Annotated in this window: 19 protein-coding genes and 1 pseudogene; 8 read left to right on the top strand and 12 right to left on the bottom strand. The window is 70.6% G+C overall.

Annotated features, from left to right (window positions below):
- Positions 1–86 precede the first annotated feature (86 nt).
- Positions 87–1,160 carry an alpha/beta hydrolase family protein gene (locus VP06_RS01320; RefSeq protein WP_245291006.1) on the top strand — a complete coding sequence of 358 codons (1,074 nt, stop codon included), beginning with the start codon at positions 87–89 and terminating at the stop codon, positions 1,158–1,160.
- Positions 1,161–1,200: 40 nt separating this feature from the next.
- On the opposite strand, the gene VP06_RS38855 is transcribed toward VP06_RS01320, so the two are convergent.
- Entirely contained in the window at positions 1,201–1,434 is a 234-nt protein-coding gene (locus VP06_RS38855; RefSeq protein ID WP_053081480.1) for a DUF4113 domain-containing protein, read from the bottom strand.
- Between the two features lie 318 nt (positions 1,435–1,752).
- Complete coding sequence (locus tag VP06_RS01310; RefSeq protein ID WP_048462020.1) at positions 1,753–3,384, bottom strand: hypothetical protein; 1,632 nt, start codon at positions 3,382–3,384, stop codon at positions 1,753–1,755.
- A gap of 721 nt (positions 3,385–4,105) precedes the next feature.
- Between VP06_RS01310 and VP06_RS01305 the strand changes: the two genes are divergently transcribed.
- Entirely contained in the window at positions 4,106–5,416 is a 1,311-nt protein-coding gene (locus tag VP06_RS01305) for an IS4 family transposase (protein WP_048462038.1), read from the top strand.
- A 27-nt stretch (positions 5,417–5,443) separates the two neighbouring features.
- Positions 5,444–5,578, top strand: a complete 135-nt coding sequence (locus VP06_RS38475) for a hypothetical protein (protein ID WP_280950151.1) — start codon at positions 5,444–5,446, stop codon at positions 5,576–5,578.
- Positions 5,579–5,955: 377 nt separating this feature from the next.
- Here VP06_RS38475 and VP06_RS01300 read toward each other — a convergent pair whose 3' ends face one another.
- Complete coding sequence (locus VP06_RS01300) at positions 5,956–12,138, bottom strand: autotransporter outer membrane beta-barrel domain-containing protein (protein WP_048462019.1); 6,183 nt, start codon at positions 12,136–12,138, stop codon at positions 5,956–5,958.
- 366 nt (positions 12,139–12,504) lie between these two features.
- Here VP06_RS01300 and VP06_RS35810 point away from each other — a divergent pair.
- Positions 12,505–12,630, top strand: a pseudogene (locus VP06_RS35810) (IS481 family transposase); the annotation flags it as partial.
- A gap of 372 nt (positions 12,631–13,002) precedes the next feature.
- On the opposite strand, the gene VP06_RS01295 reads toward VP06_RS35810, so the two are convergent.
- From VP06_RS01295 to VP06_RS37765, 7 genes are all read right to left on the bottom strand, one after another.
- Positions 13,003–13,458: a type II toxin-antitoxin system RatA family toxin gene (locus VP06_RS01295; RefSeq protein ID WP_048462018.1), complete on the bottom strand. Its 456-nt coding sequence runs from the start codon at positions 13,456–13,458 to the stop codon at positions 13,003–13,005.
- Between the two features lie 4 nt (positions 13,459–13,462).
- On the bottom strand, positions 13,463–14,425 hold the full coding sequence (gene lipA / locus VP06_RS01290; protein WP_048462017.1) for a lipoyl synthase: 963 nt from the start codon (positions 14,423–14,425) through the stop codon (positions 13,463–13,465).
- Between the two features lie 217 nt (positions 14,426–14,642).
- A complete protein-coding gene (locus VP06_RS01285; protein WP_048462016.1) occupies positions 14,643–14,930 on the bottom strand; it encodes a GlsB/YeaQ/YmgE family stress response membrane protein in 288 nt (95 codons plus the stop codon).
- Between the two features lie 124 nt (positions 14,931–15,054).
- A complete protein-coding gene (locus tag VP06_RS01280; RefSeq protein ID WP_048462015.1) occupies positions 15,055–15,381 on the bottom strand; it encodes a lipid-A-disaccharide synthase N-terminal domain-containing protein in 327 nt (108 codons plus the stop codon).
- A gap of 4 nt (positions 15,382–15,385) precedes the next feature.
- Positions 15,386–16,129, bottom strand: a complete 744-nt coding sequence (locus tag VP06_RS01275; RefSeq protein WP_048462037.1) for a glycosyltransferase family 2 protein — start codon at positions 16,127–16,129, stop codon at positions 15,386–15,388.
- A 23-nt stretch (positions 16,130–16,152) separates the two neighbouring features.
- On the bottom strand, positions 16,153–17,871 hold the full coding sequence (locus tag VP06_RS01270; protein ID WP_048462014.1) for an ArnT family glycosyltransferase: 1,719 nt from the start codon (positions 17,869–17,871) through the stop codon (positions 16,153–16,155).
- Between the two features lie 169 nt (positions 17,872–18,040).
- The gene (locus tag VP06_RS37765; RefSeq protein ID WP_053081478.1) at positions 18,041–18,457 is read right to left on the bottom strand and encodes a hypothetical protein; all 417 of its coding nucleotides are present in this window, start codon (positions 18,455–18,457) and stop codon (positions 18,041–18,043) included.
- Positions 18,458–18,675: 218 nt separating this feature from the next.
- On the opposite strand from VP06_RS37765, the gene VP06_RS01260 reads away from it, so the two are divergent.
- The 3 genes from VP06_RS01260 (at position 18,676) to VP06_RS01250 (ending at position 22,945) form a co-directional block, all read left to right on the top strand.
- The gene (locus tag VP06_RS01260; RefSeq protein WP_048462013.1) at positions 18,676–19,764 is read left to right on the top strand and encodes an ABC transporter ATP-binding protein; all 1,089 of its coding nucleotides are present in this window, start codon (positions 18,676–18,678) and stop codon (positions 19,762–19,764) included.
- Between the two features lie 104 nt (positions 19,765–19,868).
- Positions 19,869–20,882: an extracellular solute-binding protein gene (locus VP06_RS01255; RefSeq protein ID WP_245291007.1), complete on the top strand. Its 1,014-nt coding sequence runs from the start codon at positions 19,869–19,871 to the stop codon at positions 20,880–20,882.
- Positions 20,883–21,298: 416 nt separating this feature from the next.
- Complete coding sequence (locus VP06_RS01250) at positions 21,299–22,945, top strand: ABC transporter permease (RefSeq protein ID WP_082167088.1); 1,647 nt, start codon at positions 21,299–21,301, stop codon at positions 22,943–22,945.
- Positions 22,946–22,949: 4 nt separating this feature from the next.
- Here the strand turns inward: VP06_RS01250 and VP06_RS01245 are convergent, their stop codons facing one another.
- On the bottom strand, positions 22,950–24,242 hold the full coding sequence (locus VP06_RS01245) for an extracellular catalytic domain type 1 short-chain-length polyhydroxyalkanoate depolymerase (protein ID WP_048462011.1): 1,293 nt from the start codon (positions 24,240–24,242) through the stop codon (positions 22,950–22,952).
- 93 nt (positions 24,243–24,335) lie between these two features.
- Positions 24,336–24,815, bottom strand: coding sequence for a CopG family transcriptional regulator (locus VP06_RS01240; RefSeq protein WP_197093099.1), 480 nt, complete (start codon positions 24,813–24,815; stop codon positions 24,336–24,338).
- Between the two features lie 214 nt (positions 24,816–25,029).
- Between VP06_RS01240 and VP06_RS01235 the strand changes: the two genes are divergently transcribed.
- Complete coding sequence (locus tag VP06_RS01235) at positions 25,030–26,361, top strand: adenylate/guanylate cyclase domain-containing protein (RefSeq protein ID WP_053081477.1); 1,332 nt, start codon at positions 25,030–25,032, stop codon at positions 26,359–26,361.
- Positions 26,362–26,492 lie beyond the last annotated feature (131 nt).

Below are 26,492 nucleotides of genomic sequence, written 5' to 3'. Positions count from 1 at the left end.
ACATCCGACCGAGCCCACTCGCGTCAAACCGTAGCCACAAGGTTTTGGCTGATGCGATCCGACAGCCGGGCTCCCACGAGACATCCATGGCCATCCTCGACGCCACTCCATCCCGGCCGTTCACCTCCACCGGAGCGGCCTCGCCTGTCCTCGACCGCCGCCGCTTCGGCGCCATGCTGCTGGCGGCGGGTGCCGGGAGCCTGCTCCCATGCCGGTCGGCCCTGGCCCTGGCAGCGCGTGACGAAGCCCGGTTCATCGACTTCGAATGGGTCGACACGGCTCGCAACCGTGCGGTGCCGGCCCGGCTCTATTGGCCAGCCACCTCGACCCGGAAGGGTCTGGTCCCGCTGATCGTCTTCTCCCATGGGCTCGGCGGCTCCCGAAAGGGCTACAGCTACCTCGGCGAGGGATGGTCGGCACGCGGTACTGCGAGCCTGCACATCCAGCACGTCGGCAGCGATGAGACCCTGTGGCAGGGCAATCCTATCATGCTCCTCGGCCGTCTCGGCGGCGCGGCGGACGAGCGCGAGGCCATCGAACGGACACGGGACGTGAGCTTCGGCCTCGACCGCCTGCTGCAGCGTGACAGCCCCTTCCATGCCGCCATCGACCGCAAGCGCATCGTCGCGGCCGGGCATTCCTTCGGGGCGAACACGACCCTGATCCTCACCGGCGCTCAGGTCATCCGCGACGGGAAGCCCTTGGGCTTCCGGGACCCGCGGTTCACGGCGAGCATCGTGATCTCGGCGCCGCCCTTCTACGGTGAGACCGACCTCGCGGCGGTCCTCGCTTCGGTCGACGTTCCCACGCTCCATGTCACCACGACGGAGGACACGATCCGCATACCGGGCCGCTACTCGCCCGTTCAGGACCGCGTCGACGTCTACGCGGCGATCCCGACCCCCCAGAAGGCATTGCTCGTGTTCCAGGGCGGTCCGCACAGCGTCTTCACCGACCGCTCACTCCGGAACGGCGGGCCGCTGAACCCCTTGGTGAAGCGGGCCACCGCCGAGGTCGGGCTCGCCTTCCTCGACCTTGTCCACAGGTCCAATCCCGCCCCCCTCGAAGACTGGGGCGCGACGTGGAAGCCAATCCTGGCTGCGGCACCTATGCCGTTCCAGGTCGACACGCGGCGATTGGTCAAGAAGCGGCGCGCCTGAGGCTCGGCGTCGTCGTTGAGCCGCCAAGGTGCAGGCGATTTCACTGAACGGCTGCACGAACCGTCGGCACCTCGCTCAGCCGCGTCGTGAACCGTGGCGAGCGCATCTCGAACTTCGTCGACCAGGTGCGCTTCTCGACCAGCCCCGCCCGCGCCGGCACCACGGCGCCACTCCCGAACCGGCTGTTGCAGGCATCCATCGCAGCCATCAGCGCACCGGACTTCTCCCGGTCAAGGGCATCGAACAGCGGGCGGGGCGCCCCGTCGAGCAGCACGAGATCCTTCGTGACCAGCCCGGCCTTGCTGTAGCGCCAGGGCGTCGGCCCCTCTGCTCCTTCCAGGTCTTCGCCACGCCGTGGAGCGCCGCCTGGATTGGGTGGCGGCTGTCGTTCGTCGCCTCCGGCAGGTCAACCACCGTCGAGACCGAGCGCATCGGGGGGCGCCGCGGTCGTGCTCGCTGGTGTGGGAGAAGACCGTGACGGCCGAGACGGCGCGTCCGTCGTGCCGCATCGTGTGCGCTGCCACCGCCTGATCGAGTCGGCTTTGGAGGCCGAGCCCGTCTCGACACCGCCATGCTTTCGCCGATGGTGGCCTTATGGCAATTCCACTGCCGGCGCGACGTAGGCCGGGGGCTTGTCCGCGTAGAGCGGGGCCGTACCGGATTTGGAGCCTGAGACCCAGCGCACCCGGTTGCTGGCGGACGCCACGTTGATCAATGACGCCCCGTTCGACGCAGAGACATCGAGATTGTCGAGACGCACCGGGGTATTGCCCCCGACCGTCAGGACTGATCGGCCTGGAATGGGGTCGCTCATTCGGCCTGAGAGCTGCACTCGCCCTGTCACTTCGGGCGCGATGAACGTGAAATTGCCACTGAGCCCCTTGGCGTAGAGGCCGACGCGCACGTCGTCGCTCGCGGCGCCCGTTACGGCGAGAAGCGATCCTCCGTAGCCCTCGCCGACCAGGGCTCCGATCAAGACGCCTTTTGCGTTGTTGAGGGTGGCCGCGTTGCCGAACGACAGGTCGGCGCCTTTGCCGGGACCAGAACCGACCATCGTGACCTGACGGATGTCGGCAGCCCGTGCGGATGGGTCCGGTGTTTCGATCCGCAGACCGTTGCCCGCATTGAGCATAGTCAGCTGATTGATGGACAGTCGGCTTGACAGACGACCAGTCACCGGAGACGGAGAGACGTCGAAATGCACATTTCTGGCGTTGCTGTCGATGTCGCCGACGTAAATGATGCCGCCCTTGAATACGCCGACCCCTTGCAGGCTTGGGCCGTTGTAGGCGTATGCCCCGTCGAGATAGGAGATCGCGACATCGTTCACATCGCGCCACACCGGCGCGTAGGCGTCGAAATCGTTGTGCAGACCGTCGAGGTGGCCCCAGTATCCGGTGAACGGGTTTTTGCCGTTGTCGGTGAACAGGCTTTGGCCCACTCGCGGCCTGCTCAGGTCACGCCCGCGCGAGGTGCGGATCACGCCCTTGATGCCGCCCGTCGTCGGCTCGCCGCTGCGCGCACGCGCCACCCTCAGGAGACGCCCGGCGTAGTTCTCGGCGGTGAGATCGACCGAGTAGCCGGTGATCCCGGAGATGCGGATCGCCTCTTGCCCGCCGGCCTCGACTGCGTCGGCGACTGCGCCGTAATCGACCGGATACGGCTGCTTTGCCGCCCATCCGCCGAAGGGGCCGCCCTCGACGAACCGAGCCTTGATCACCGCTTGCAGGCCGTTGTGGAAGTCGAGTGCCCGGAAAGCCGTCTTGTCGGGTGTGAATGTGGCGTCGGAGGCGTCGAACACCATGCCGGCCTGGCCGTTGAGGTTGAGGTCGATCGCGGTGGCGAGGCGGTAGCGCCCGGCCGGCACCCGCAGGACCGCGCCGGGGCCTGCCGCAACCCAGGCGGCAGCGGCGGCGCGGAGCGCTGGCCCGGCATCAGTCCCGACGCCAACTCCGGTGCAGTCCGGAATCACGCCGCCGGCATATTGCGGGTCGCCGGCATTGATCTCGCGCAGGCCGAGTACCGGGCGACCCCGAACCTTGAGCGCGTCGGTTGCAACCTGTGGAGCGACGACGCTGTCGTGCGTCCGGGCCTGACCGCTAATCCCGAGGCTGTCGTGATCGACGTGCTCGAAGCGATCAGCCCGAACGGGGTCCCGGGCGATGGCCGGGGTTGCAGTGAAGGCGACACCATTGAGGAGGAGCAACGTGGGAAGGCGGAGCATCTTGTCCTCTGGAGCGACAGGGCGCGACAGTGATCGGGGGTCCGCCACGAGGAGCCCGACAGATCGATGCAGCAGAAGCACCGCCAGCAGCTTTCCGGCAAGCCATGTCCTGAGGCCATGAGCGCCGCGAGGTGCCGTCGCGGAGGGTGGGGCCAGAAACGAAAAACGCCGCTCGGCTGGGACCGGCGGGGCTGAAGGTCGGGTCTCGGGGTCCTGAAGATCCGCGCACCAACAGGTGGGCGGTGGGGCGGTTCCAAGTCAGCGGTGCCCGCGCCCGGGCCGCCGGCCATAACCGCGATGTCCCTGGCGGTCTGGGGTTGAAGCGCCTCCGTCTTTTTGGCCTCCAGCCGGTAGTCCAGGAGGATCTTTACGAACTCGTTGAGGGGAGCCTAGGGCACCTGCCCCCCCGCCGTGGCTACGATCGCGATACCTTCCCATGCTACCAAGCTTGTCGGCAACCCCGCGGTTCAGGCATGTATCGGCTCTTGTCACGCCTCGCCCTACGCGCGGAAGGCCGAGTCCAAATGACCGCGGACGCAACCGCTCCCACTCCGACCTCGCACCCCTGTCAAACGGCACCGGAACGGGGCTCTGAGGCACATGCCTTTTAAGGTACGACTATCGTGACTATATCCTTGCGATGACTGAAGGATTGCAAGGATCCGATCCGCTCTGGTCTGCGGTCATCGAACGGTTCGAGAAGCATGCGCCGACAAGCCTGATGGCCCGCACGGCCCTGGAACACGCGCTGCCGGCGGGCTGGGTCGACGACGTGTTCGACCAGCATCGACAATGGCAGCACACGCGGGAGTTGCTGCTCTCCACCGTCGTCAGGCTGATGATGCTCGTGGCGCTCGGCCTGCGCTCCTCCCTGCATGCGGCAGCCCGCGAAGCCGAAGACCTGACCGTCTCGCTTCCCGCGCTCGACGACAGGGTCAACCGGTCCGAACCCGCGCTGCTGCGCGCCCTCGTGCGCGGCAGTGCGGCCCGGCTGGCCCCGGTGATGACAGCCGCTGGCACCGGCCATCCGAGCCTGCCGGGCTACGCGCTGCGCGTGCTGGACGGCAACCATCTGCCCGGCAGCGACAAGCGCCTGAAGCCTCTGCGTGCGCGTCGCGGCGCCGCCCTGCCGGGGCTGACCCTGGTGGTCTACGATCCCGATACCGGCTTGGCCGTCGACCTGGTGGCGGCTGAAGACGCCTATGCCGACGAGCGGACGCTGGCCCGGGCTCTCCTGGATGGCGCCGCGCCCGGCCAGGTCTGGGTCGCCGATCGGCACTTCTGTGTCCGGACCTGGCTGGAGGGTCTGGTCGCGGCGGGCAGCCACTTCGTGGTGCGCCAGCACGGCAACCATCCCCGCCTGGGCGCGCAGGGAGAGTGGCAGGAGTGCGGCTCCTGCGAGACCGGCACGCTGCGCGAGCAGAGCATCACCCTGGAGGGGAGCCAGATCCCCTGGCGGCGCATCGCGCTCAGCCTGACGGAGCCGACGACGGAGGGCGATCGGACGATCTGGCTGTGGAGCGACCTGCCCGCGAGCGTCAGCGCGGCGCAGATCGCGCAGGTGTATCGGCGACGCTGGCGGATCGAGGGGCTGTTCCTGCGCCTGGAGCGGGTGCTGCACAGCGAGGCCGGCCGCCTGGGTCGCCCACGGGCCGCGGTGTTGGGGTTTGCCTCTGCGGTCCTGGCTTACAACGTGCTGAGCCTTTTGAGCGCGTGCATCGAGACGGTGCATGGGCCCGAGCCGCGGGTCTCGGTGTTCCACCTGGGCCGCCAGATCAGTGCCGGGTACGAGGGGCTGATGGTAGCGCTGGGGTATGCCGCCGTGTTGAACGGCCAGGACGATGCAGCGAGCGTCGCAGCCCGCTTGCTGGCGTTGGCGGAGCGGGTTGACGTTGGGCAGATTGCAACCAGCCCGCGTGGTCCCAAGCGCAAGGTCGACAAGCCCTACGTAGCGGCGACCGTGGCGCGTGAGCATGTCGCCACCGCCAGGGTGCTCGAAAAGGCCAAGCTAATGGCCAAGATAACACCTTAAAAGGCATGGCTCTTAGAGGAGCGCTCCATGCCTGAGATCCGCATCGTCGGGATCGAGGACGGCAACTATACGATCTACTGCGGCCGAGAGGTGATTGCCTCGGGGCTCACGCACGGCCAGGCCATGGCTCACTTGGTTCACGAGGGTGCACGGCTGGGCTGAAGGATCGCCTCCAGAGCTGACGAGATCCGCCTTCCACGGTGATCGCAATCCCATGCCTGCTGCCGCGGTGTTCTCCTAGCGACACCCAGGATGCGGGCTGCCCAAGCTGGCATTCGGCACGACCGGCAACGGTTCGTCAAACTTTGGTGGGTTCGGTGCTCGCCGAGGGGCGGGATAGATCGTCCCATGAAGGCGCCGTCGCCTGCCGCACTCTCGATCCTGCGGCTTCGCCGGACCGTCATCAGGGGTGGTGCCGTCCAGATTTTCTGCAATCTTTCCCACATTCTTAGGGTATCGAATATCGAAAAACCCGAAGGCGGGTCCGTATCTCGAAGAACCCGCCTCCTTGTTATGATGGATGGGAGGGCAGATGCTCCTCAGAAGCGCGCCTGCAGGCGAACGCTGCCGGTGTGGGAGAGGAAGCGGTCGCCGATCTGCGACTGGTACTCGCCCAGCATCTCGATCCCGTTGCCGAACCGGACCTGCATGCCGAGTCCGACGTCGCCGACGAAATCCGGGATGCGCGCGGCCGTCGAGAACAGGCCGAGCCCGTTGCTGCCCTGGAAGCTCGCCCGCCCGACGAACTTGTCGTCGGACAGCATCGTCACGCCGAACTTGCCGTAGGGGCGGATCCAACTCTCTGTGCTGATGTCGTAGCGGCCGCCGATCTCGACATTGGGGCTGAAGGCGAACAGCGTCTTGTGCAGGTCGCGGACATTGAGGTTGAGCGCCCGCGCCCCCGTCTCCGCATAGCCGGGGCTATGGGTGTAGAGCACGTCGACCTCGGCATAGGGCCGGACGTACCAGTTGTCGAACAGGAACTGGTAGCTCGCCCGCAACCGGCTGGCGGCCGTCAGAACCTCGGATTTGCTGTGGGCGAGCCAGCGGCCGTTGCCGATGTCGATAGACCGGAGGTTCTGCGACCATCCGTACCCGACATTGGTCGAGGCGGAGAACAGCCACGGCCCCATCTGACGCTTGAGGGCCACGGCGACGTCGGCCGCGTCGGTGATCGAGCCGGTGACCTGATCCGCGTCGCGCAGGTAGGCGCGGGTATAGGCACCGGTCAGCCCAAAGAACCAGTCGCGGGCAAACTCGGTCTGCATACCGCCCTGGTAGCTGAGCGCGCTCTGCCGATATCCGCCGTCGTCGGCTGTGCCGAACATCGCGGTGCGGCCCGCAGCCACCCGGCCCCACACGCAATCGCCTTCCTGTAGCAGGGTGCCGGTGCCGGTGAAGGCGGGGCAGCTGTTCACGCGGGTCAGTCCGGCCCGTGCCTCCGACGCGCGACCGTGGAGCACGTCCTGGATGGATTCGGGATTGAGCTCGTCGAGGGCGGCGGCGTAGCCCGCCTTGCTGCGGACCGAGAGGAAGTCGGCGAACAGGGTGGCCTGCGGGCGCGAGCCTCCGTTCCACATTTCCTGAAGCGCCGTGGCGGCACCGCGCTGATCGCTGGTCAGGGTCATGCCCAGCGGCGAGACGAAGTTGGCGGTCGGCCGCAGGAAAGCGCTGTCCTTGTTCTGCACGACGGCCCAGGAGATCGGCACGGAATCGGATTGGATCGCCGTGTCCGGGGCACCGGCGGTCAGCGACTGGATCCGGTGCGCGGTCAGGAAGGGGTAGTCGCCCGGAAGCAAGCTGCCGACCACGTTCGGCTGCACCTTGCCGCCCAGATCGGCCGTACCGGTCACGGTCAGGTGGTCGTTGCGCCGGGCGCTGTCGGAGGCCAGCGGATCGATATCGATGAGCAACTGACCGCTGGACGATTGGGTGAAGTTGCCGTTCACCTTGAGGTCTGCGATCCGGCCGACGCCGCCGATATCGACGATGCCGTGGTTCGTCATCTGACCGTTCGCGCCGAGATCGACGATCCCGTGCGCGCCCGTGCGGAGGATGCCGGCGCTCGAGCCGAAGGCGCCGTTCACGAAGACGTCGCCCGCGCCCGAGGTCACCCCTCTCAGGTCGATGTCGCCGACGATGAGGCCGCGGTTGGTCAGCGTGTCCTGGCCGAACGAGCCGAGGATCGCGCGCCCCGACAGGGCACTGACTTGGCCGTGCCCCATCACATTGATCGTGTTGGCGAGGCCACCGTCGAGGCGGATGGCGGCGCCGCTGCCGCTGCCGCCGCTGACGGCGCCGTCCACGACGATCTGGATCTGGCCGCCCGCCTTGGCGGAATCGATCGAGCCGTCGGTGCGCTGCACACCGCTCTGCACGACGATGGCGGAGGCGTCCAACCCCTGGGTCGTGATCGACCCGTTCACCGTCACATCGATCGCGCCGCCCGTGCCCGAGGCTTTGTCGCGGCTCGCGCCCGTTGTGGTGAAATCGGCCCGGTCGGACAGGTCGGCGACCCAGCCGCCGCCGCCGCCGAGGCTCTGCGCGAAGACGCCGTGGGCCTTCTGGCCCAGCGTCAGCACGGAGGCCTCGCGGTCGAGGGTGACCTCGACCTTGCCGCCGTTGCCGGTAGCCTTGCCGGTCGACACGAAGGCGGGCGCGTTCGGCGTCGTGCCGCCATATCCGCCGCCGCCGCCGATCGATTGCGCGAAGACACCGTAGGCAGCGATGCCGGCCGTCTCGATCCGGGCGCTCCCGTCCAGGGAGACGCTCACTTGGCCGCCCTTGCCCTCGGCGCCGCCGGTCCCGCCGATGCGCCCCGCCGCCGTGGCGAGATCCGCTTGCGCGTTCGTCGAGAGACCGCCGCCGCCGCCGATCGACTGGGCGAGGATGCCGAAGGCCGCGACGCCGCCGGTCGTGATCGAGCCGGTTCCGCGGACCGTAACCGCGCCACCGTCCTCGGTCGCTCCGTCGCCGCCGACGCGGGCGTCGATGGTCGCCTTCTTGTCGTTGTCCTTGGTCTTGTCCTTTGCCTTCTGCGACGCGTCGAGAGCGGAAATCTCCTTATCCACGTCGATCCCAGAGGCGTCGAAGAGGACCTTCTTCTCTGCCGCCGTGAGGGCGCCCTTCAGGCTGATCAGGCTGTTGGGATCGTTGACGTTCAGGACGGTGATGCCGCCGCCGCCGCCGATCGACTGGGCCAGGATGCCGTGGGCTTCGTACCCACCCGTGCTGATCGATCCGCTATTTTCGACCGTGACCGCGCCCCCGCGGCCCTTCGCGCCATTCTGGCCGCCCGTCACGGTCTGATAGCCGGCGAATTCGCTGATGGACGTCAGCGGATCCCAGCCGGACTTGTCGACACCGGTGGTGGCCGTTCCGCCGCCGCCGCCGACCGACTGTGCCAGGATACCGAAGGACAAGGCTCCCTTCGTGACGATCGATCCGCTGTTGTTGATCTCGACTTTGCCGCCCTCTCCGTTGACGCCGCCGTCACCGCCGGTCGCGCTCTTCAGGTTGATGATCTTGCCGCCTGACACGTTCGCGTTGCCGGCATTGCCGCCGCCGCCGCCGATGGACTGTGCGAAGATGGCCGACGCGGAATTGCCGATGGTCGTCAGGTTTCCGGAATTGGTGACAGTGACGTTGCCCCCCTTGCCACCACCTCCCCCCGCTCCGCCGAGTGCGGTGTTGTACGAGACGGAGAACGGAATCTCGGGCTTCCAGTCCCGCTTGCTGAGAAACTCTGGCATGATGCTGCCCGCGCCGACGGGGAGCGAGCGGAAGATATCATCGAGGGACTTCCAGGCGAGCATCATCCCGGTTCCAATAGCCTTGCCGGTGTCCTTTGCGAGTTCCTTCGTGAAGGAATCGCCGGACGTGCTGGAGGCCGAGCCGCCGCTGCCACCTCCGCCGCCGACGGATTGCGCCTGGATCGCGTAGGCGCCATCCCTGATCGTTTCGACCGCGCCGGCGTTGCGCACGGTCACATCGCCGCCATCGCCGGCCGCACCGCCCTTGCCGCCGACGACCTGGCTCAGCTGCACCTTGTTCGACGGTTCGGCCATGCCGATGGGGGCCGCGCCGCCACCGCCGCCGATGCTCTGGGCGAAGATGCCGCGGGCATCCGACTCCAAGGTCCGGATGCTTCCGGCATTCGTGACGTCGACGCTGCCCGCATCGCCCCCCTTTCCGCCGCTGCCGCCGACGACCCCGTTGATGGACATCGTTTTGGGCTTCACCGGGATCAGGCCGACCACCGTTTCGCTGCCGCCGCCGGCGATCCCGAGATCGTCCGCCTTGATGCCGGTGATCGTCTTGACGGTGCCGGATCCGCCCGCGCCGCCACCGCCGCCGACGCTCATCGCGTGGATGCCGTTCGCTGCGTAGCCCTGGGCCTCGATCGCGCCGGTGTTGGTGATCTCGACGCGTCCGCCCTTGTTGCCGCTGCCGCCGGTCCCGCCGAGGACCCCGTTGATCGCCATCGCGTAGCCCTTGCCGACGGCCCGCTGCATCACGTCGGCGCTGCCGCCCACACCACCGCCGCCGCCGATGCTGTAGGCGGCAATGCCGGCGGCCTGGGCGCCGGTCGTCTTGATCGCGCCGGAATTGGTGACCTTCACCATCTCCGCGGTTCCGCCGGTCCCGCCGCTGCCGCCGAGCGCGGTGTTGACCGAGATCGACAGGTCCTCCTTGTCCGTTGCCGCCAAGCTGAAGGTGTCGGCGAGGCCGCCCGTGCCGCCGCCGCCGCCGACGCTCATGGCCAGGATGCCGGAGGCGTCACCGCCCCCGGTCCTAACCGTGCCGGAATTCGTGACCTCGACCCGGCCGCCGGTGGCGCCCTCTCCGCCGCTGCCGCCCTGCGCCGAGGCGATGATGATGTTGATGGGCACTTTTTTGGGAACGGAGGCGCCGATCGCGGTGGCGACGGAGGTTCCGCCCGCACCGCCGCCGCCGCCGATGCTCATCGCCTGGACGCCGTAGGCGCGCGACCCGTCGGTCGCGAGGGCGGCGCCGTTTTCGACCTTGACGGTGCCGGCGCCGTTGCCCTTGCCGCCAGCCCCGCCGTTCGAGGTCGCCACGGTGACGATGAGGCCGACGGCCCGCGAAACGCCGTCGCCACCGATGCCGCCGCCACCGCCGACCGACTGCGCCAGGATGGCGGAGGACTCGTCGCCCTTCGTGGTGATCGTGGCGGCGGTGCCGTCGGCCCGCGTCGCCTTGGACGTCACGGTGACGTCCTGGCCCTTGCCGCCGATGCCGCCGTCGCCGCCGAGGGCGACGTCGAAGAAGAAGCCGAACGCTTCCGCCCGGCCGCCGCCACCGCCACCGCCACCAATCGACTGGGCCAGGATAGCGGGGGCCTTGTTTCCGCTCGTGAGGATCGAGCCATCGTTGACGACCTCGACCGTGCCGCCGAGGCCGCCCTGTCCGCCGGCCCCGCCCGACCCGAAGAACACGCCGCCGCCAAAGCCGCCGGCCCCGCCGCCGGTGCGATCCTTAACCGGCACCACCTGGAGCGCGTCGAGGGGTTTGCCGCCGCCGACGCTCTGCGCGATCACGCCGATGGCGCCGAGGCCGCGGGTCTCGACCGATCCGTGATTGGTGACCGTGACGGCGGCACCGTTGCCGGCATCGCCGCCATCGCCGCCGCTGAAGCTCGCGCCGCCGCCCTTGCCGCCCTTGCCGCCGACGGACTGCGCGAGGAGGCCGAAGGCGTACTGGCCGGACGTCAGGATGCTGCCGTCACCGGTCGCGACCACGGTGTCGGCGGCGCCACCCTTCGCCCCCGGCTGGCCGCCGCCGGTCGTCTGTTGCTCGCCGCCCGTCCCGCCGACGCTCTGCACCAGTGCGCCGATGGCGTAGTCGCCCTGTGTCTTGATGTGCCCGCCATTCTTGAGGGAGGCCGTGCCGGACGCGCCGCCCTCCGTCACGAAGGGATTGCTGTAGAAGGTTCCCATGCCGCGCTCCGAGCCCGCCCCGCCGAGCGACTCGACGATGACAGCGGTGGCGCCCCGGCCGGTCGTGGACACGCCGCCGGAGGCCAGGATCTCCAGGCTGACGTCGCCGCTGGCGCCACCCTTTTTGGCGCCCGCGATCGATGCATCGGTCCCGCCGTAGCCGGCGGCCCCACCGATCGAGCTGACGCGAAGGCCGAGGAAGGCGGCACCCTCCGTCGACACGGTCGAGGACAGCGTCAGCCCGACCGACCCGGCAGACCCGCCGGCCCCGACATCCTTCAAGGAGCCCCCGCCCTTGCCGCCGCGCGAATAGACCCACAGCCGCGGTGCAGCCGATTTCTGGTCGCCGCGGCCGTCGAGGCCATCATTGAGCGAGACGGTGACGTTGGCGGCGGAGCCGGCATCGGCGCCGGGGACCGAGGCCCAACCGCTGACCGCGCCCCAGCCGCCATTGCCACCAGCCGATCCAATCTCGACAGTGGTCGTGGGTGACTTCTGGGCGGCAGCGACATCGACATCGGCGAGATTCACGGCCTCGCCGGCCAGACCGGCCGTCGCGTCCCTTGACTTGATCCCGAAGAAGCCGGCGCTGCCGTCCGCCCCGTTTGCCCCCCGGGACACCGTCGGCACCGGCCGATCCGCTGCCATGGCCGGCGCCGCGAGGGCGATGGCAAGCAGGCTGACACCTGCGCGCAACGCCAGTCGCGTTTCGTGGAACGCCGGCGCGACCTGCCTGAAGGTCGGAGCGGAAACGAATGACATCAAGGCTTCTTTCGGGATTGGCGAGCGCGCAGGCGGATCGGCCGATGGAATGCGGAGGCGGCGCCGTTCCCGGGCGAGCAACCAACCGCAATGTCCCGCAAAAATGGTTAACGATTATTAAATGAAATCATTATTCGTTAACTATCGGAAGATGGCTACGCCTCTGGCGTGACACGCTGGGATCCGCGGCGCTTTTCTTTACGGAGTAGATTGACATAATGCAGAGACAGAATTAATCATTCATCTGCAATGTGCACCACATATCTAGGTGTGTATCTCCTGAGTATGATGGTGCATCATCGGCGCTAGATGTTTGATCCCAGGGTTTGATGGTGCACTCTTCACGCGCGAGTGGAAGGATGCGCTATGGGCCAGGTTCACCACGGCTGCGCCACAACGACTGCGGCAATCCGTCGAGCGATCCAGCATAGTCAAGACAGCTTGAGGCAGCTCGCCGCGCGCTACGGCATCAATCCCAAGACCGTCGCCAAATGAAAGAAGCGAAGCTCAACCGCAGACCGCAAGATGCTAGATAAGAGATTGACGACAGGCGGCCTTCGGGCCGCCTTCGTCGTTTCTGGGAGTCGAAGCTCTGACCCTATACGTGGTCCGGAGCGCCACGATCTCCACGTCCCCATCGGCCGGGATCTCGTCCCGGCCCTGCCCACCGCCATAAAGCCGGCAGACCAGCCGCGGGACGGTGCGATCCTCAATCTCTCACCAGACCTGCTCTCAACAGACTTGCGTTGGCAGGCCAACGCCTCGTCCGCTTCGGGTCTTGCTTGATCGCAGATGTTTGCCGCCGAACCGGTGACCGCGTCGGCGAACCCTGCTGAGGCGCTCGGGCGCGGCCCGAAGCCACCCTCACGCCCGCGCATACAACCGATCCGCCCGGCTCTCGAACGCATCGGTGAACTTGCGGAACGCCCGGTCGAACATCTTGCCCATGAGCAGCCCCAGCGCCAGGCTCTTGAACTCGTAGGTGATGAAGAACTCGACCGTGCAGCCGCCATTCGGCGCCTCGCGGAAGGTCCAGCGGTTCTCCAGATGCCGGAACGGGCCGTCGATGTACTCGGCCAGGATCTTCAGGTTCGGCCGGTCGAGGCGGACCCGGGTGGTGAAGTGCTCGGAGATCGCCTTGTAGCCGACGCCCATGTCGGCGACGAGCGTCTCGGTGCCGTCCTCGCCCTCCTGCCGGCGCAGCACCCTGAGGGACTCGCAGAGCGGCAGGAATTCGGGGTAGCGCTCGACATCGGCGACGAGGTCGAACATCTCCGTCGGGCTGTGGCGGACGGTGCGGGTGGTGCGGAAGCTCGGCATCGGGTCAGAGGGTCCCCAGCCGGTCGAGCCGGGCCTGCTTGAGCCGGGCGAAATCCTCGCCGGCATGGTGGGAGGAACGGGTAAGCGGCGTCGCCGAGACGAGCAAGAAACCCTTGGCGTAGGCCGTGGTCTCGTAGGCTTTGAAGGCGTCCGGCGTCACGAAGGACAGGACCGGGTGGTGCTTCTTCGTCGGCTGCAAGTACTGCCCGATGGTCAGGAAGTCGACCTCGGCCGAGCGCAGGTCGTCCATCAGCTGGAGCACCTCATTGCGCTCCTCGCCCAGTCCCACCATGATCCCCGACTTGGTGAAGATGGTCGGATCGAGATCCTTGACCCGTTGCAGCAGGCGGATCGAGTGGAAGTAGCGGGCGCCGGGGCGCACCGTCAGGTATTTCGACGGCACGGTTTCGAGGTTGTGGTTGAACACGTCGGGGCGCGCCGCCACCACGATCTCCAGGGCGCCGTCCTTGCGCAGGAAGTCGGGGGTCAGGATCTCGACGGTGGTCGCGGGGCTGAGCCGCCGGATCGCCCCGATGACCGCCGCGAAATGGGCCGCGCCGCCATCCTTGAGGTCGTCGCGGTCGACCGAGGTGATGACGACGTGGTGCAGGCCGAGCTTGGCCACGGCCTCCGCCACCCGCTCGGGCTCGGCGGCGTCGAGGGATTCCGGCATTCCGGTCCGCACGTTGCAGAACGCGCAGGCCCGGGTGCAGGTATCTCCCATGATCATGAAGGTGGCGTGCTTCTTCTCCCAGCACTCGCCGATATTGGGGCAGCCCGCCTCCTCGCAGACCGTGACGAGCTTGTTCTCGCGCACGATGGCGTTGGTCTCGGCCCATTTCGGCGAGCCCGGCGCCTTGACGCGGATCCAGTCCGGCTTGCGCAGGATCGGCTGGTCGGGCCGGTGCGCCTTCTCCGGGTGGCGGGGGCGCTGGTCGTTGCGCAGGAGGTCGAGGACGACGGCCATGGGATCCGGGACGGCAAGGGGTCTGGAGACGAAGACGCGCCCGCGAACCCCTCGCGGCGCGATCCTGACTTAAGATGTCCGGGCCGCCGGAGCAAATGGGGCGTGACGCGCCGCCGCGCGGCGCGGCAGGCGTGGCTGCCTCTGCACGAATGCGGAGGCGTCCGGCACAGCTGTGCCGGCGCCCGGTCGGGCTTGCCGTCGCGGCGGTCCCGGGCGGTCAGTAGGTCCGCTCGCCCCGGACCGCCCGCACCACCGCGATGATGATGACCGCCCCGATGGTGGCGGAGAACAGGTTGCGCCAGAACCCGAAGATCGGGATGTGGAACTGCGCGGCCAGGAAGTTGCCGACCACGCCGCCGATGATGCCGAGCACGATATTGCCGATGAGGCCCATGTTGGAGTTCATGAAGCGCTCCGCCAGCCAGCCCGCCAGCGCCCCGATGACGATGGCCATCAGGAAGCCGACGCCCGGCTGCCCGAGCGCTCCGTACACGTGACCGTCCATGTGGGTTCCCCTGTCTCGCCGCCTCGCGCGGCAGCAGCCTCTAGATGGGGGCGGCGTGGCCGCGTTGCACCAGGCCGACCGCCGCGATCCCCGCAAAACCTGACGATAGGGAAGACGGCCGCCGCTACGCGCGGGTGCTGCGCCGCTCGCGGAACACCAGGGCGAGGTTGCGCAGGTAGATCACCGTGCCGAGGCTCTGGCCGAGGATGAAGACCGGATCGCGCCGGTAGAGCGCATAGCCGAGCAGCACCGCCGAGCCGCCGAGCGACAGGAACCAGAACGACAGCGGGATCACGCTGCGCCCCGCCTTCTCGCTGGCGATCCACTGCACCAGGAAGCGGGCGGTGAACAGCCCCTGCCCCACCAGGCCGACCAGCAGCACGAGGTCGGTGGGGCCGGTGAACAGCGACCAGAAATAGGCGCTGAGCCCGTGCATGATGTCGGCGACCATCGGGCTACTCCATCCCGCCCTGCTCGACCTGCGGCACCCGGCGCCGGCGCCGGATCAGCCACCACACCCCGGCCAGGTCGAGGATGCCGACCCAGAGCCGGTCGAACAGGCCGTAATTCGAGCGCCCGGTGAAGCGCGGCCGGTCGACCACGTCGGCATGGACGACAAAAAATCCTTCGCGGGCGACGAGGGCCGGCATGAAGCGGTGCAGCGCGTCGAAATACGGCAGGCGCAGGTACACCGCCCGGCGGAAGACCTTGAGGCCGCAGCCGGTGTCGCGGGTGGCGTCCTGGAGGATGCGGCCCCGCACCCCGTTGGCGATGCGCGACTGGATCGTCTTCAGCCGCCCGTCCTTGCGGCCGATCCGCTGGCCCTGCGCGAGCCCCGCCTGCGGCCCCGCCTCCGTCAGCACCGCCACCAGCGCCGGGATGAAGGCCGGGTCGTTCTGGCCGTCGCCGTCGAGGGTCGCCACCAGTTCGCCGCGGGCCGCCAGCACCCCGGTGCGGACCGCCGCGCTCTGGCCGCAGCTCTCGCGGTGGCGCAGCACCCGCAATTCCGGGTGGCGGGCCCGCGCCGCCGCCAGCGCCGCCGGAGTGCCGTCGGTCGAGCCGTCGTCGACATAGACGATCTCGAACGGGCGCAAGGGCGCGCAGGCGGCCACGATCTCGACGACGAGGGGGGCGATGTTGCCGGCCTCGTTCTTCACCGGCACCACGACGCTGAGGCGGATCGCCTCCCGATCGGGCATGGCCTTCTCGCTCTCCGTCTGGGTCACGGCGTCACCGCATAGGCCGACAGCCCGACCGGCTTGCCGCCGTTGATGTTGAAGCCGGTCACGCGGCCGACCTGCCGCGGCGGGGTGCCGGCCGCCTGCGCGGCCGCGAAAGCCTTCGCGAAACGGTCCTCGACATAGACGAGGCGGCAGCCGCCCCGGGCCAGGAACGCGGCGGCTTCCTCGGCGGAATCGAGCATCGCGAGGTCGGTGCCGATCAGGAAGACCAGGCTCGGCTCGCGGTAGCCGAGGGTGGCGACCTTCGGGCCCTGGCAGGGCAGCGCGTCGCGGATCGCGGCGAGCCGCGGCGAGACCTTGAGGGCGGCGAGCGCCGGCTGGGTGAGCCCGAACACCGCCGGGCCGAGCAGCGCGCCGGCGAGCACCGCGATCGCCAGCGCGCGTTCCGCAAACCCGTCCACGAAGGCGCGCCAGGCGAGGACCGCCACCGCGCTCGCGGCGAGCAGGAGCGGCAGCCCCGCCCAGGGAATCACCCCGTCGAGGCGCCAGGCGGCGAGGCAGAGACCGAGGGTGAGGCCCACGGGAATGAACGGCACCAGGAGCGCCACCCAGCGCGCGCCCGGCCGGTCGCGGTGGACCGCGCCCCGGGCGACCGCCATCACGGCGAGGATCGCCAGGGCGGAGCAGAGCGGCAGCACGTAATGCGGCAGCTTGGTCGGCACCGCCTCGAAGACCAGCCAGGACGGCAGCACCCAGGCGACCAGGAAGGCGACCCCGTCCTCCCGGCGGTTCGTCCAGGCGAAGGGGATCGCCATGGCGGCGAAGGCGGCGGCGGGCCAGAAGGTGGCGAAGATGACGAGGAGGTAGGTGCCGGGCGGCGCCCAATGCTGGGTCTGGGCGGTGCCGACCTTGCCCAGCATGTCGTGGCCGACCGCCTCGCCGTAGAAGGCGCCGCCGCTCTTGAGCGTGATGGCGACGAACCAGGGCGCCACCAGGACCAGAACCAGGACGAGGCCGAGCCCCGGCCGCAGCGCCTTCAGCCAGGCGCCGGAGCGCGCGGAGACCGAGAGGCAGAGCGCGGCGAGGCCGGCAAAGAGCGGGACCATCGGCCCCTTGACCAGGATGCCGATCGCGACCGCGAGCCAGACGGTCAGGACCGTGCCGGTGGGCAGGCGCGTCGCGGCGGCGCGGGTCAGCCACGCCCGGGCGAGCCCCCCCATGGCGGCGACCGCGCAGGCGGTGAGCAGCGCATCGGTCTTGGCGAGCCGCGCCTCGGCCGACAGCATGACGGAGGCGCCGACGAGGGCCGCCGCCAGGAGGGCCTGGCGCCGCGGCAGGAACGCGAGCGCCGCCCAGTAGCTCAGCAGCACCGTGGCGACGGCCCCGAGCAGCGAGGGGATGCGGTAGAGCCAGATCGCCGTGCGGGCCCCCGGCACGCCCAAGCCCTCGCCGGCGGCGACGACCGCGCTCTGGGCCCAGTAGATCCCGACCGGCTTCTTGTGCCGGGCCTCGCCCTGGAAGCGGATATCGACGAACTCGCCCGATTCGAGCATCTGCTTCGACGCCTGGGCGAAGCGCGGCTCGTCCCGGTCCATCGGCTGGAGCGAGGCGAAGCCCGGCAGGAAGCAGATCAGCGACAGCACGACGAGCAGCGCGCAGGCCGCCCCATGGCTGCGCGCCCCGAGATCGAGGAGGCGCTCCGCGAGGCGACCCACGGAGGCGGCGCGGCCGGGGCGGCGCCCGGCGGCAAGGCTCGTCAATGCACTGCTCCGAACCGGGGACCCCGACGCCCACGGCGCCGGTCGCGGCGGGCGCCCGTGTCGGTGATCCGGTCCGGAAAGTCAATTTTTGCCGGTGGGGCGGCGGGCCTTGCGCCCGTGCCGGGCGTCTCGTCCGGCGCGACGTGCGGGGGCGGCCTTGCCCCACCCCTCACGCCATCTCGAACAGGAACCCGTCCACCGCCGGGATCGGGACCGACAGGCTCACCCCGCGCGAGGCCCGCGACAGGCGCCAGGGGCGCTCGCGGCCGACGCGGATCGCCTCGGACGGGCGCAGGCGGCGGATGGCGCCGTCCTCGCCGACCTCGTCGATGGTGAGGAAGCCGTAGACGAGGAGGCGCGAGGCGAGAAGCTTCGTCTCCCGGTCGCCCGCCGCCACCGGCAGGGTCCCGGCCTCGTAGACCGTGTCCATCAGGCTGCGCTGATCGCGCCGCGCGGCGGCGACCCGGGGGCTCGGGGCGAGGTCGTGATCCAGACCGGGCTCGCCAGGGGCGGCCCGGTCCTTGCGCCGGAACGCCACCACGGTGCCGCCCTCGGCGGTGCTCCTCTCGCTCGGCAGGTTACGCATACGCCCGATACCCTTCGCGACCCCGCCGCCGGCTTCATCGGGGCCGCGGCGATGCGCAGAATTCGACGAATCGGCTTAACGCCCGATTGACCCTGACGCGGCACGCCCCGTGCCGGATCGGTGCACGCCCGCCCTGCGTCTCGCCTCGCCCAGCCTCGCCGGCCCGTGTATGAGCGCGACGCCCCCGACACGCCCCGCCCGCCGCCAGGAGTCCCGTGATGACCGAACCGGCCCCGTCCCGCCCGGCGCCCACCTTGGCTCCCGCCTTGGCGGTGGAGGGCCTGGCCTGCCGCTTCGGCCGGGTGCAGGCGCTTGCCGGGGTCTCGCTGACCGTGCGCCCCGGCGAGGTGATGGCGCTGCTCGGCGATTCAGGCTGCGGCAAGAGCACGCTGCTGCGGGTGGTGGCCGGGCTCGAGGCGCCGGATTCCGGTACGGTGCGGCTCGACGGGCGCCTCGTCGCCGGCGAGGGCGCGCGGGTGCCGCCGGAGGAGCGCGGCGTCGGCCTGATGTTCCAGGACTACGCCCTGTTCCCCCACCTGACCGTCCGGGAGAACATCCGCTTCGGGCTGAAGGGCCAGCCCCCCGCCGCCCGCGAGGCGGCGGACGAACTCCTGGAGCAGGTCGGCCTCGCCGGCCATGCCGGCTCCTATCCCCAGACCCTGTCGGGGGGCGAGCAGCAGCGCGTCGCCCTGGTGCGGGCCCTGGCGCCGGGGCCGCGGCTGCTCCTCCTCGACGAGCCGTTCTCCAACCTCGACCGGCGCATGCGCGACCGGGTGCGGGAGGACACGGTGGCGCTGCTGCGCCGCACCGGCACCACGGCGCTCATGGTGACGCACGACCCCGAGGAGGCGCTGGCGGTGGCGACCCGCATCGCCCTGATGCGCCGCGGCCGCATCGTCCAGGTCGCCACCGGCGAGGCGCTGTACCGCCGCCCCGAGAGCCTGTTCGCCGCCCGCTTCCTCGCCGACGCCGCCGAGATCCCGGCCCGCATCGAGGCCGGCCGGGCCGCGACGCCGCTGGGGGCCGTGCCGGTCCCTCACCTGCCCGAGGGCGCGGCGGTCCGGGTCTGCCTGCGGCCCGAGGCCCTGCAGGTCGCGGGCCCGGGCGAGGGCTTCGCCGCGCAGGTCGTGCGCCGCACCTTCCTGGGAGCGGCGAGCGTGCTGCATCTCGGAGTGCCGGGGATCGACGGGCCGCTGCGGGCCCGCCTGCCCGGGCCCGGGCCCTACGGGCCGGGCGATGCCGTCGGGGTGACGCTGGTGCCGGAGGCGGTGCTGGTCCTGCCCGACGAGGACGACGCCTCATCCTGAGACTGTCGCCATCTTACATTGAAACAATGAAAATCTATCGCGCTTGATTTTGTTTCGGGTTTGCTTCTCAAGGAGGCGCCATTCTCGGGAGGCGCCCCTTGTCCCTGTCACGCACCGCGTTCGCGTTCCTCGGTCTCGTCGCCCTCGCGGGTCCGGCCCATGCGGAGAGCGAGGTCAACCTCTACACCACCCGCGAGCCCGGCCTGATCCGCCCGCTCCTCGACGCCTTCACCCAGGCGAGCGGCGTCAAGGTCAACACGGTGTTCGTCGACAAGGGCCTGACCGAGCGCGTCGCCGCCGAGGGCGCCCGCTCCGCCGCCGACGTGGTGATGACGGTCGATATCGGCAACCTGATCGAGCTGGTCGACCGCGGCCTCGCCCAGCCGGTGCGCTCGCCCACCCTGGAGGCGGCGATTCCCGCCAACCTTCGCGACCCCGAGGGGCGCTGGTTCGCCCTCTCGACCCGCGCCCGGGTCGCCTATGCCGATCCCGACCTGCGCGACCTCGCCGGGCTGACCTACGAGAACCTGGCCGACCCGAGATGGAAGGGCAAGGTCTGCCTGCGCTCCGGCCAGCATCCCTACAACACCGCGCTGATCGCCGCCCACCTGGTCAAGCATGGCGAGGCGAAGACCGAGGCCTGGCTGCGCGGCGTGAAGGACAACCTCGCCCGCAAGGCCGGCGGCGGCGACCGCGACGTGGCCCGCGACATCGTCGCCGACCTCTGCGAGATCGGCCTGGGCAATTCCTATTATGTCGGCCTGATGCGCAGCGGCCGGGGCGGCCCGGATCAGAAGAAGTGGGGCGAGGGCATCCAGGTGGTGCTGCCGACGTTCGAGGGCGGCGGCACCCACGTCAACGTCTCGGGCGCGGTGGTGGCCAAGACCGCCCCGAACCGCGACAACGCCGTCAAGCTGCTCGAATATCTCGTCTCCGACGATGCGCAGGCGCTCTACGCCAAGGCCGATTACGAGTACCCGGTGAAGCCCGGCGTCGCGGCCGACCCCTTGCTCACGGCGCTCGGCCCGCTCAAGGTCGACACCACCCCGCTCGTCGAGATCGCCCGCAACCGCAAGGCGGCGAGCCTGCTCGTCGACAAGGTCGGGTTCGACCGGTGAGAGCAGACGCCGCGTGATCCGAGAGAAGGACATGGCGCGGGTCTCCCCTCTCCCCGCGAGCGGCGATCGCATTCACACATCTCGGTCTGCTCGTGCTCCCCATTTGGAAGCCGCGCGCCTGCCCTCCCCGGGCGATCCCGGGAGAGGGGAAAGCGCACGTTTTTACAATGGGCTGGACTTCAGAGACGGTGTCTGAATCCCTCCGCCGCCCGCAGGGAGAGAGAGGAACCCGCGCCTCATTTTTTCGGACCGGATCGGGCGGCCCCCATCGATCACGACGCAGCCGACCGGAGCAGGCGACCACCGTGGAGGGAAGAGCTTTCGTGCCGTCAGGGCCGCCCGTGGCCACGCGCCGGGCGGCAAGGCCGTCCCCCCGGCCGCGCCCCTCCGGCAGAGGGTCGGCGAGCCCCTGGCTCATGTCCTGGATGCTCGTGCCCTGGATGCTTCTGGCCTGGACGCTCGCCGCCGGCCTCACCGCCCTCCTGGTCATGGCCCCGGTCGTGGCCTTGGGCGTCGAGGCGGTGCAGGGCTCCGGCGGGCTGTGGCCCCACCTCCTCGCCCATGTCCTGCCCCCGGCCCTCGTCGAGACCGGGCTGCTGCTGGCCGGGGTCGGCGCGGTGGTGGTCGTGGTCGGCACCGGGTCGGCCTGGCTCGTCGCGGCTTACGAGTTTCCGGGGAGGCGCCTGCTCGACTGGGCGCTGCTGCTGCCGCTCGCCGTCCCCACCTACATCGCGGCCTACGCCTATCTCGACATCCTGCACCCGGTCGGCCCGGTGCAGAGCGCGATCCGCGCCCTCCTCGGCTATGCCCGCCCGCGCGACCTGATCCTGCCGGACCTGCGCTCGCTGCCGGGCTGCATCCTGCTGCTCGGCTTCGTGCTCTACCCTTACGTCTATCTGCCGACCCGGGCGCTGTTCCTGATGCAGTCGGCGAATCTGGTCGAGGCCGGGCGCAGCCTCGGGGCCGGACCGGGGGCGGTGTTCCGGCGGGTCGCCCTGCCGCTCGCCCGCCCGGCCATCGCGCTCGGTGCCAGCCTGGCGCTGCTGGAGGCCCTCAACGACATCGGGGCGGCGGAATTTCTGGGAGTCCGCACCCTCACGGTGGCGATCTACGACACCTGGATCAACCGCTCCGACCTCCCCGGCGCCGCCGGCCTGGCGCTGGTGATGCTCGCCGCCTGCCTCGGCCTGATCGCGGTCGAGCGCCGGGCCCGGCGCGGGCGGGGCTATGCCGGGGCGGCGCAGCGGCCGCGGCGGATGAGCCGCACGCGCCTGACCGGCCCGGCGGCGCTCGGTGCTTTGAGCCTCGGCCTCGTGCCGGTCACCCTCGGCTTCCTGGCCCCGGCGAGCCATCTCGTGGTCGAGGCCAGCCAACGCCTGCACGTCGCCGGCCTGTCCGGGGCGATCCTGTCGGAGAGCCTGAACACCCTGCTGTATGCCGGCCTCGCGACCGTGGTGGCGACCACCCTCGGCCTCGTGGTCGCGGCGGGCTCAGCCGTGCTCGGCGGGCGCTGGCGCGGGGTGCTTTTACGCTGCGCCACCTTCGGCTACGCGGTACCGGGCGCCATCCTGGCGATCGGCCTCCTGCCGCCGCTCGCGGCCCTCGACGGCCTGCTCGACGGCCTGAGCCGGGCCGTCACCGGCCTGCCGCTGGCGGCGATGGGCCTCGGCACCGGGGCGGCCCTCGTCTACGCCTACGTGGTGCGCTTCCTCGCCGTCACCGCCGGCAGCAGCGAGGCGGGCTTGGCCCGGGTGCCGCGCTCGCTCGGGGACGCCGCCCGGGTGCTCGGCCGCGGCCCGGCCAGCGCCCTGGCGCAGGTCCACCTGCCGCTGACCTGGCCGGCCCTGCTCGGCGGCGCCCTCCTGGTCTTCGTCGATTGCGTCAAGGAACTGCCCGCGACGCTGATCCTGCGCCCGCTGAACGTCGAGACCCTGGCGACCCACCTCTACGGCGAGGCGGCCCGCGGCACCTACGAGGACGGCGCGGTCGCCGCCCTCCTGATCGTCGCGGTCGGGCTCCTGCCGGTCGCCCTGCTGCTGCGGGTCTCGACCCCGAAGGCGTGACTCCTCAGCCGGCGCGGGGATGCTCCAGGAAGAACCGCAGCATCTCGGCGCTGGCATCGGGCCCGCGCGGCTCGGTGTAGGAGCCGTCCGGGCTGCCGCCGGACCAGGCATGGCCGGCGCCATGCAGCACCCAGGATTCCACCACGCCGTTCCCGCGCGCATCGGCGTGGACCGTGCGGGTATAGGCGATCCCGCTTGGGCTCTCGCCCCGCGTCACGGTCTCCCGCAACGGCCCCCCCGGCATCGCCTGGGCGACCACCCGCTCGCCGTTGAGCGCATTGACCGTGCGGTCGGCGTCGCCGTGGAAGACGATGGTCGGCACCGCCGGGCCCGGCCGCGTCGGGGCGGCTCCACCCTGGCTCATCGCCGCGAAGGCCGAGGGCATGTCCCGGGCCGCCCCGCAGGCGAGGCCCGAATGGATGCCGGCCGCCGCGAACACGTCCGGATAGGTCGCGGCCAGGATCGCCGCCGCCGCGCCGCCGGCCGACAGCCCGGCGACATAGACCCGGGTAGGATCGGCCCCGAACTCCTCCACCACGGCCTGCGCGATCCCGGCGATCAGCGCCGGCTCGCCGGCCCCGCGGCCCTGGTCGCCGGGCTGGAACCAGTTCCAGCATTTCTGCGCGTTGGCGGAACGCTCCTGGCGCGGATAGACCACGATCGCGCCCTGCGCCTCCGCGAGCTCGTTCATCCGGGTGCCGAGGGCGAAGTCGTCCGGGTCCTGGGTGCAGCCATGCAGCATCACCACGACCGGCAGCCTCTGGCCCTCCCGGCCGGCCGGCACGTAGACCTTGTAGCTCCGGCGGCCCGCCGCGCTGGAAAAGCTCCGCTCCTCGAACCGCGCGCCCTCCGGCACCGGGACGGGCCGGCGCGGCTTGAGGCCGTCGCCGAGACCGCCGGGCAGGCTGCCGGCCAAGTTGCCGGTCAAGCCTTCCAGGGCTCCTTCGCGCAGCAGGCCGGCCAGCCCGCCTGGCGGACGAAAGGTCTTCAAAGCCTCCGGCATCCCTCGCAGGGTCTCCTGCACCGTATCCTGCAAGCGCTTCAGGGCCTCGGGCATCGCCCTCGGAGCCTCGGACGGGTCCGGCGCGCCGGCCTCTCCCGGCACCGTCCAGGCACCGCCCGGCTCGGCCGGGGCCTCAAGGTCGATGGCGGGTTCGGTCCCTCGCCCGGTTGTCGTCGGGGCCGACGGGCGGGCGGGTTCGGCCGGCACCGGGTGACCCTGGACTGGGTGACCCTGGAGCAGGGCCACCGCCTCGGTCAGCCGTCCGGCCCGGGTCAGGCGGGTCACCTCGGCCATGTCGACATGGGCCCCGAGGGGGCTGCCGGCAGGGGATCCGCCCGGGGGGAAATTTCTGAATGCGCTCATGAGGATGGTCCTGTGCGAAGGAGGTCAGGCGATACGGTCGGCGAGCGCGGCCTTGACGGCGGCGCTGGCATGGAAGGCGCCGAGCACGTGGATCGACGCGATGGCCGCCCGGGCAAGCTCCGGCGTGACGTCGTCGGCGATGCTGGCGAGCCCGAGCACCTGGATGCTGAGCGGGGTGCCGGCCTCCCGCGCCGCCTCCAGCTCGGCCCGGGTGATGTGGGTCAGGCCGAGGCTGAGCTGCCGGCGCGCCACCGACTGGCGCAACGCCTCCTCCTGCCGGTCGAGCTGGTTGCGGACCGCCGTGCGGATGAAGTCGGCCCGGTTGGCGTAGAACCCGTCCCGCACCATCAGGTCGATGCGGCCGAGATCGACGAAGCCGAGATTGACCGTGACCTTCTCGCTCTCCGGCAGCCTGGGGCCGGGCCCCTTGGGGCCAGATTCCTTGGGTCCAGGTTCCTTGGGCCCGGGCTCCTTGGGCCTCAGCTCGTGCACGTTCTCCGCCATCGCCATCTCCACGCCATCCAACCGGATGGTCTGGAGATGGCGAGAGGGATCGCCTTCCGCAAGGGGTCGGTCCGGCGGAACGATGCGCCGCCCGGCCCGTTCGGCTTTCCGGCACCGGCGTCGTCGCGACCCGGTCCAATCGGGGGCCTACGCGGGCGACGGGTGAACGACCATCTTGCCTCGATGCATCCCCGTGCCCCGCAATAAGGCCCGCATGAGCAGACACCTTCCGAACCCGCCGGACCGGGCCCCGGCGCCCCGCCCCGCCGGGGACGAGCGCGGCCTGGCCGCCGGCCTCGCCGCGGGCACCGCCACCCGCGTGCTGGCGATGCGGCTGGTGATGCTGGGGGTGCTGGCGGTCTCGGCTTATCTCAGCGACGGCGCGCTGCATGCCAGCAGCCACTGGTTCATCCTGGGCGGCTACGCGGTGTCGTCGCTCTGGCTCGCCGCCACGGCGCGGCGGCGCAACAGCGAGCGGCTGGCCTGGATCACCACGCTGCTCGACGCCGCGCTCGCGGCCTATATCGTGCTCGAATACATGATGGCGGCGGCCGACGCGGCCGATGAGCCCGGCACGATGACGAGCCGGCTGCCGGCCTTCCTGCTGCTGCTCGAATCCGGCCTGACCCTGCGGCCGCGCCACACCGCGGTCTTCGCCGCCCTGGTGGCGGGGGTGTGGTCCGGGGCGCTCGGCCTCGGCCTGCTCTCGCCCGGCCTCGGCCTGCCGCCGGCGGGGCCGCATGTCTTCGGGCTCCTCTCCTTCCTGGTGGCGGGCGCCTTCGTGATCGAGGGGTCGCTGCGCCTGCGCCGGGGCGTGGCGACGATGCTGCGCCTGGAGCACGAGCGGGCGACGCTGGCGCGCTTCGTGCCGGCGGGAATCGATCTCGTGCGGCATGACGGGCCGACGGCGCTCCAGCCGCGCCATGCCTGCCTGCTCGCCCTCGACATCCGGGGGTTCTCAGACTTGACCCGGCGCTGGGGCGAGGCCCGGGTGCTCGACTGGCTGCTGGCGGTCCGGGCGCTGGCCCACGCGGCGGTCACCGACCATGGCGGCCTCGTCGACAAGTATGTCGGCGACGGGGTGCTGGCCCAGTTCGTCGATCGCGCGCCGGCGGAGCAGGCGGCGGCGGCCTTGGCTTGCGTGCGGGACATCGAGGCGCGGATGCGGCAGATGAACGAGATCCGCCGGCGGCAGGACCTGCCGCCCCTCGCCCTCACCGCCTCGCTCCATGCCGGCGAGGTGCTGGTGGGGGTGCTCGACGACGGGGTGCGGGCCGAGTTCACCGTGCTCGGCCCGGCGATGAACGCGCTCGCCCGGGTCGAGGCCCGGGCCAAGCGCGAAAACCTGCCGGTGGCGGTCTCGAAGCGGGTGATGCGGCTCCTCGGCCCCGCCGCGCCGCCGGCCTACCGCCTGCCGCGCCGCCCGGGCGAGGAGGATTGCCCGGACCTGTTCGGCCTGGATCCGGCCCCCTCGCCCGCTCCCTCGCCCGCTTCCTTGCCGGCGGCCCCTCCGCCGGCCCCCTCGCCCATGGCGGCGGCCTCATGAACGGCTCCCCGATGACCGACTTCCGCTCGCCGCCCCGCCCCCTGCGGGCTGACGGGACCCCGCGCCGGGTCGGCGTCGAGATCGAGTTCATGGGCCCCTCGGCCCGGGCCGCCGCCGCGGCGCTCGCCGCC

Source organism: Methylobacterium aquaticum (assembly GCF_001043915.1).
GTDB classification, from domain to species: domain Bacteria; phylum Pseudomonadota; class Alphaproteobacteria; order Rhizobiales; family Beijerinckiaceae; genus Methylobacterium; species Methylobacterium aquaticum.
This window is presented reverse-complemented; position numbering and strand designations above follow the sequence as displayed.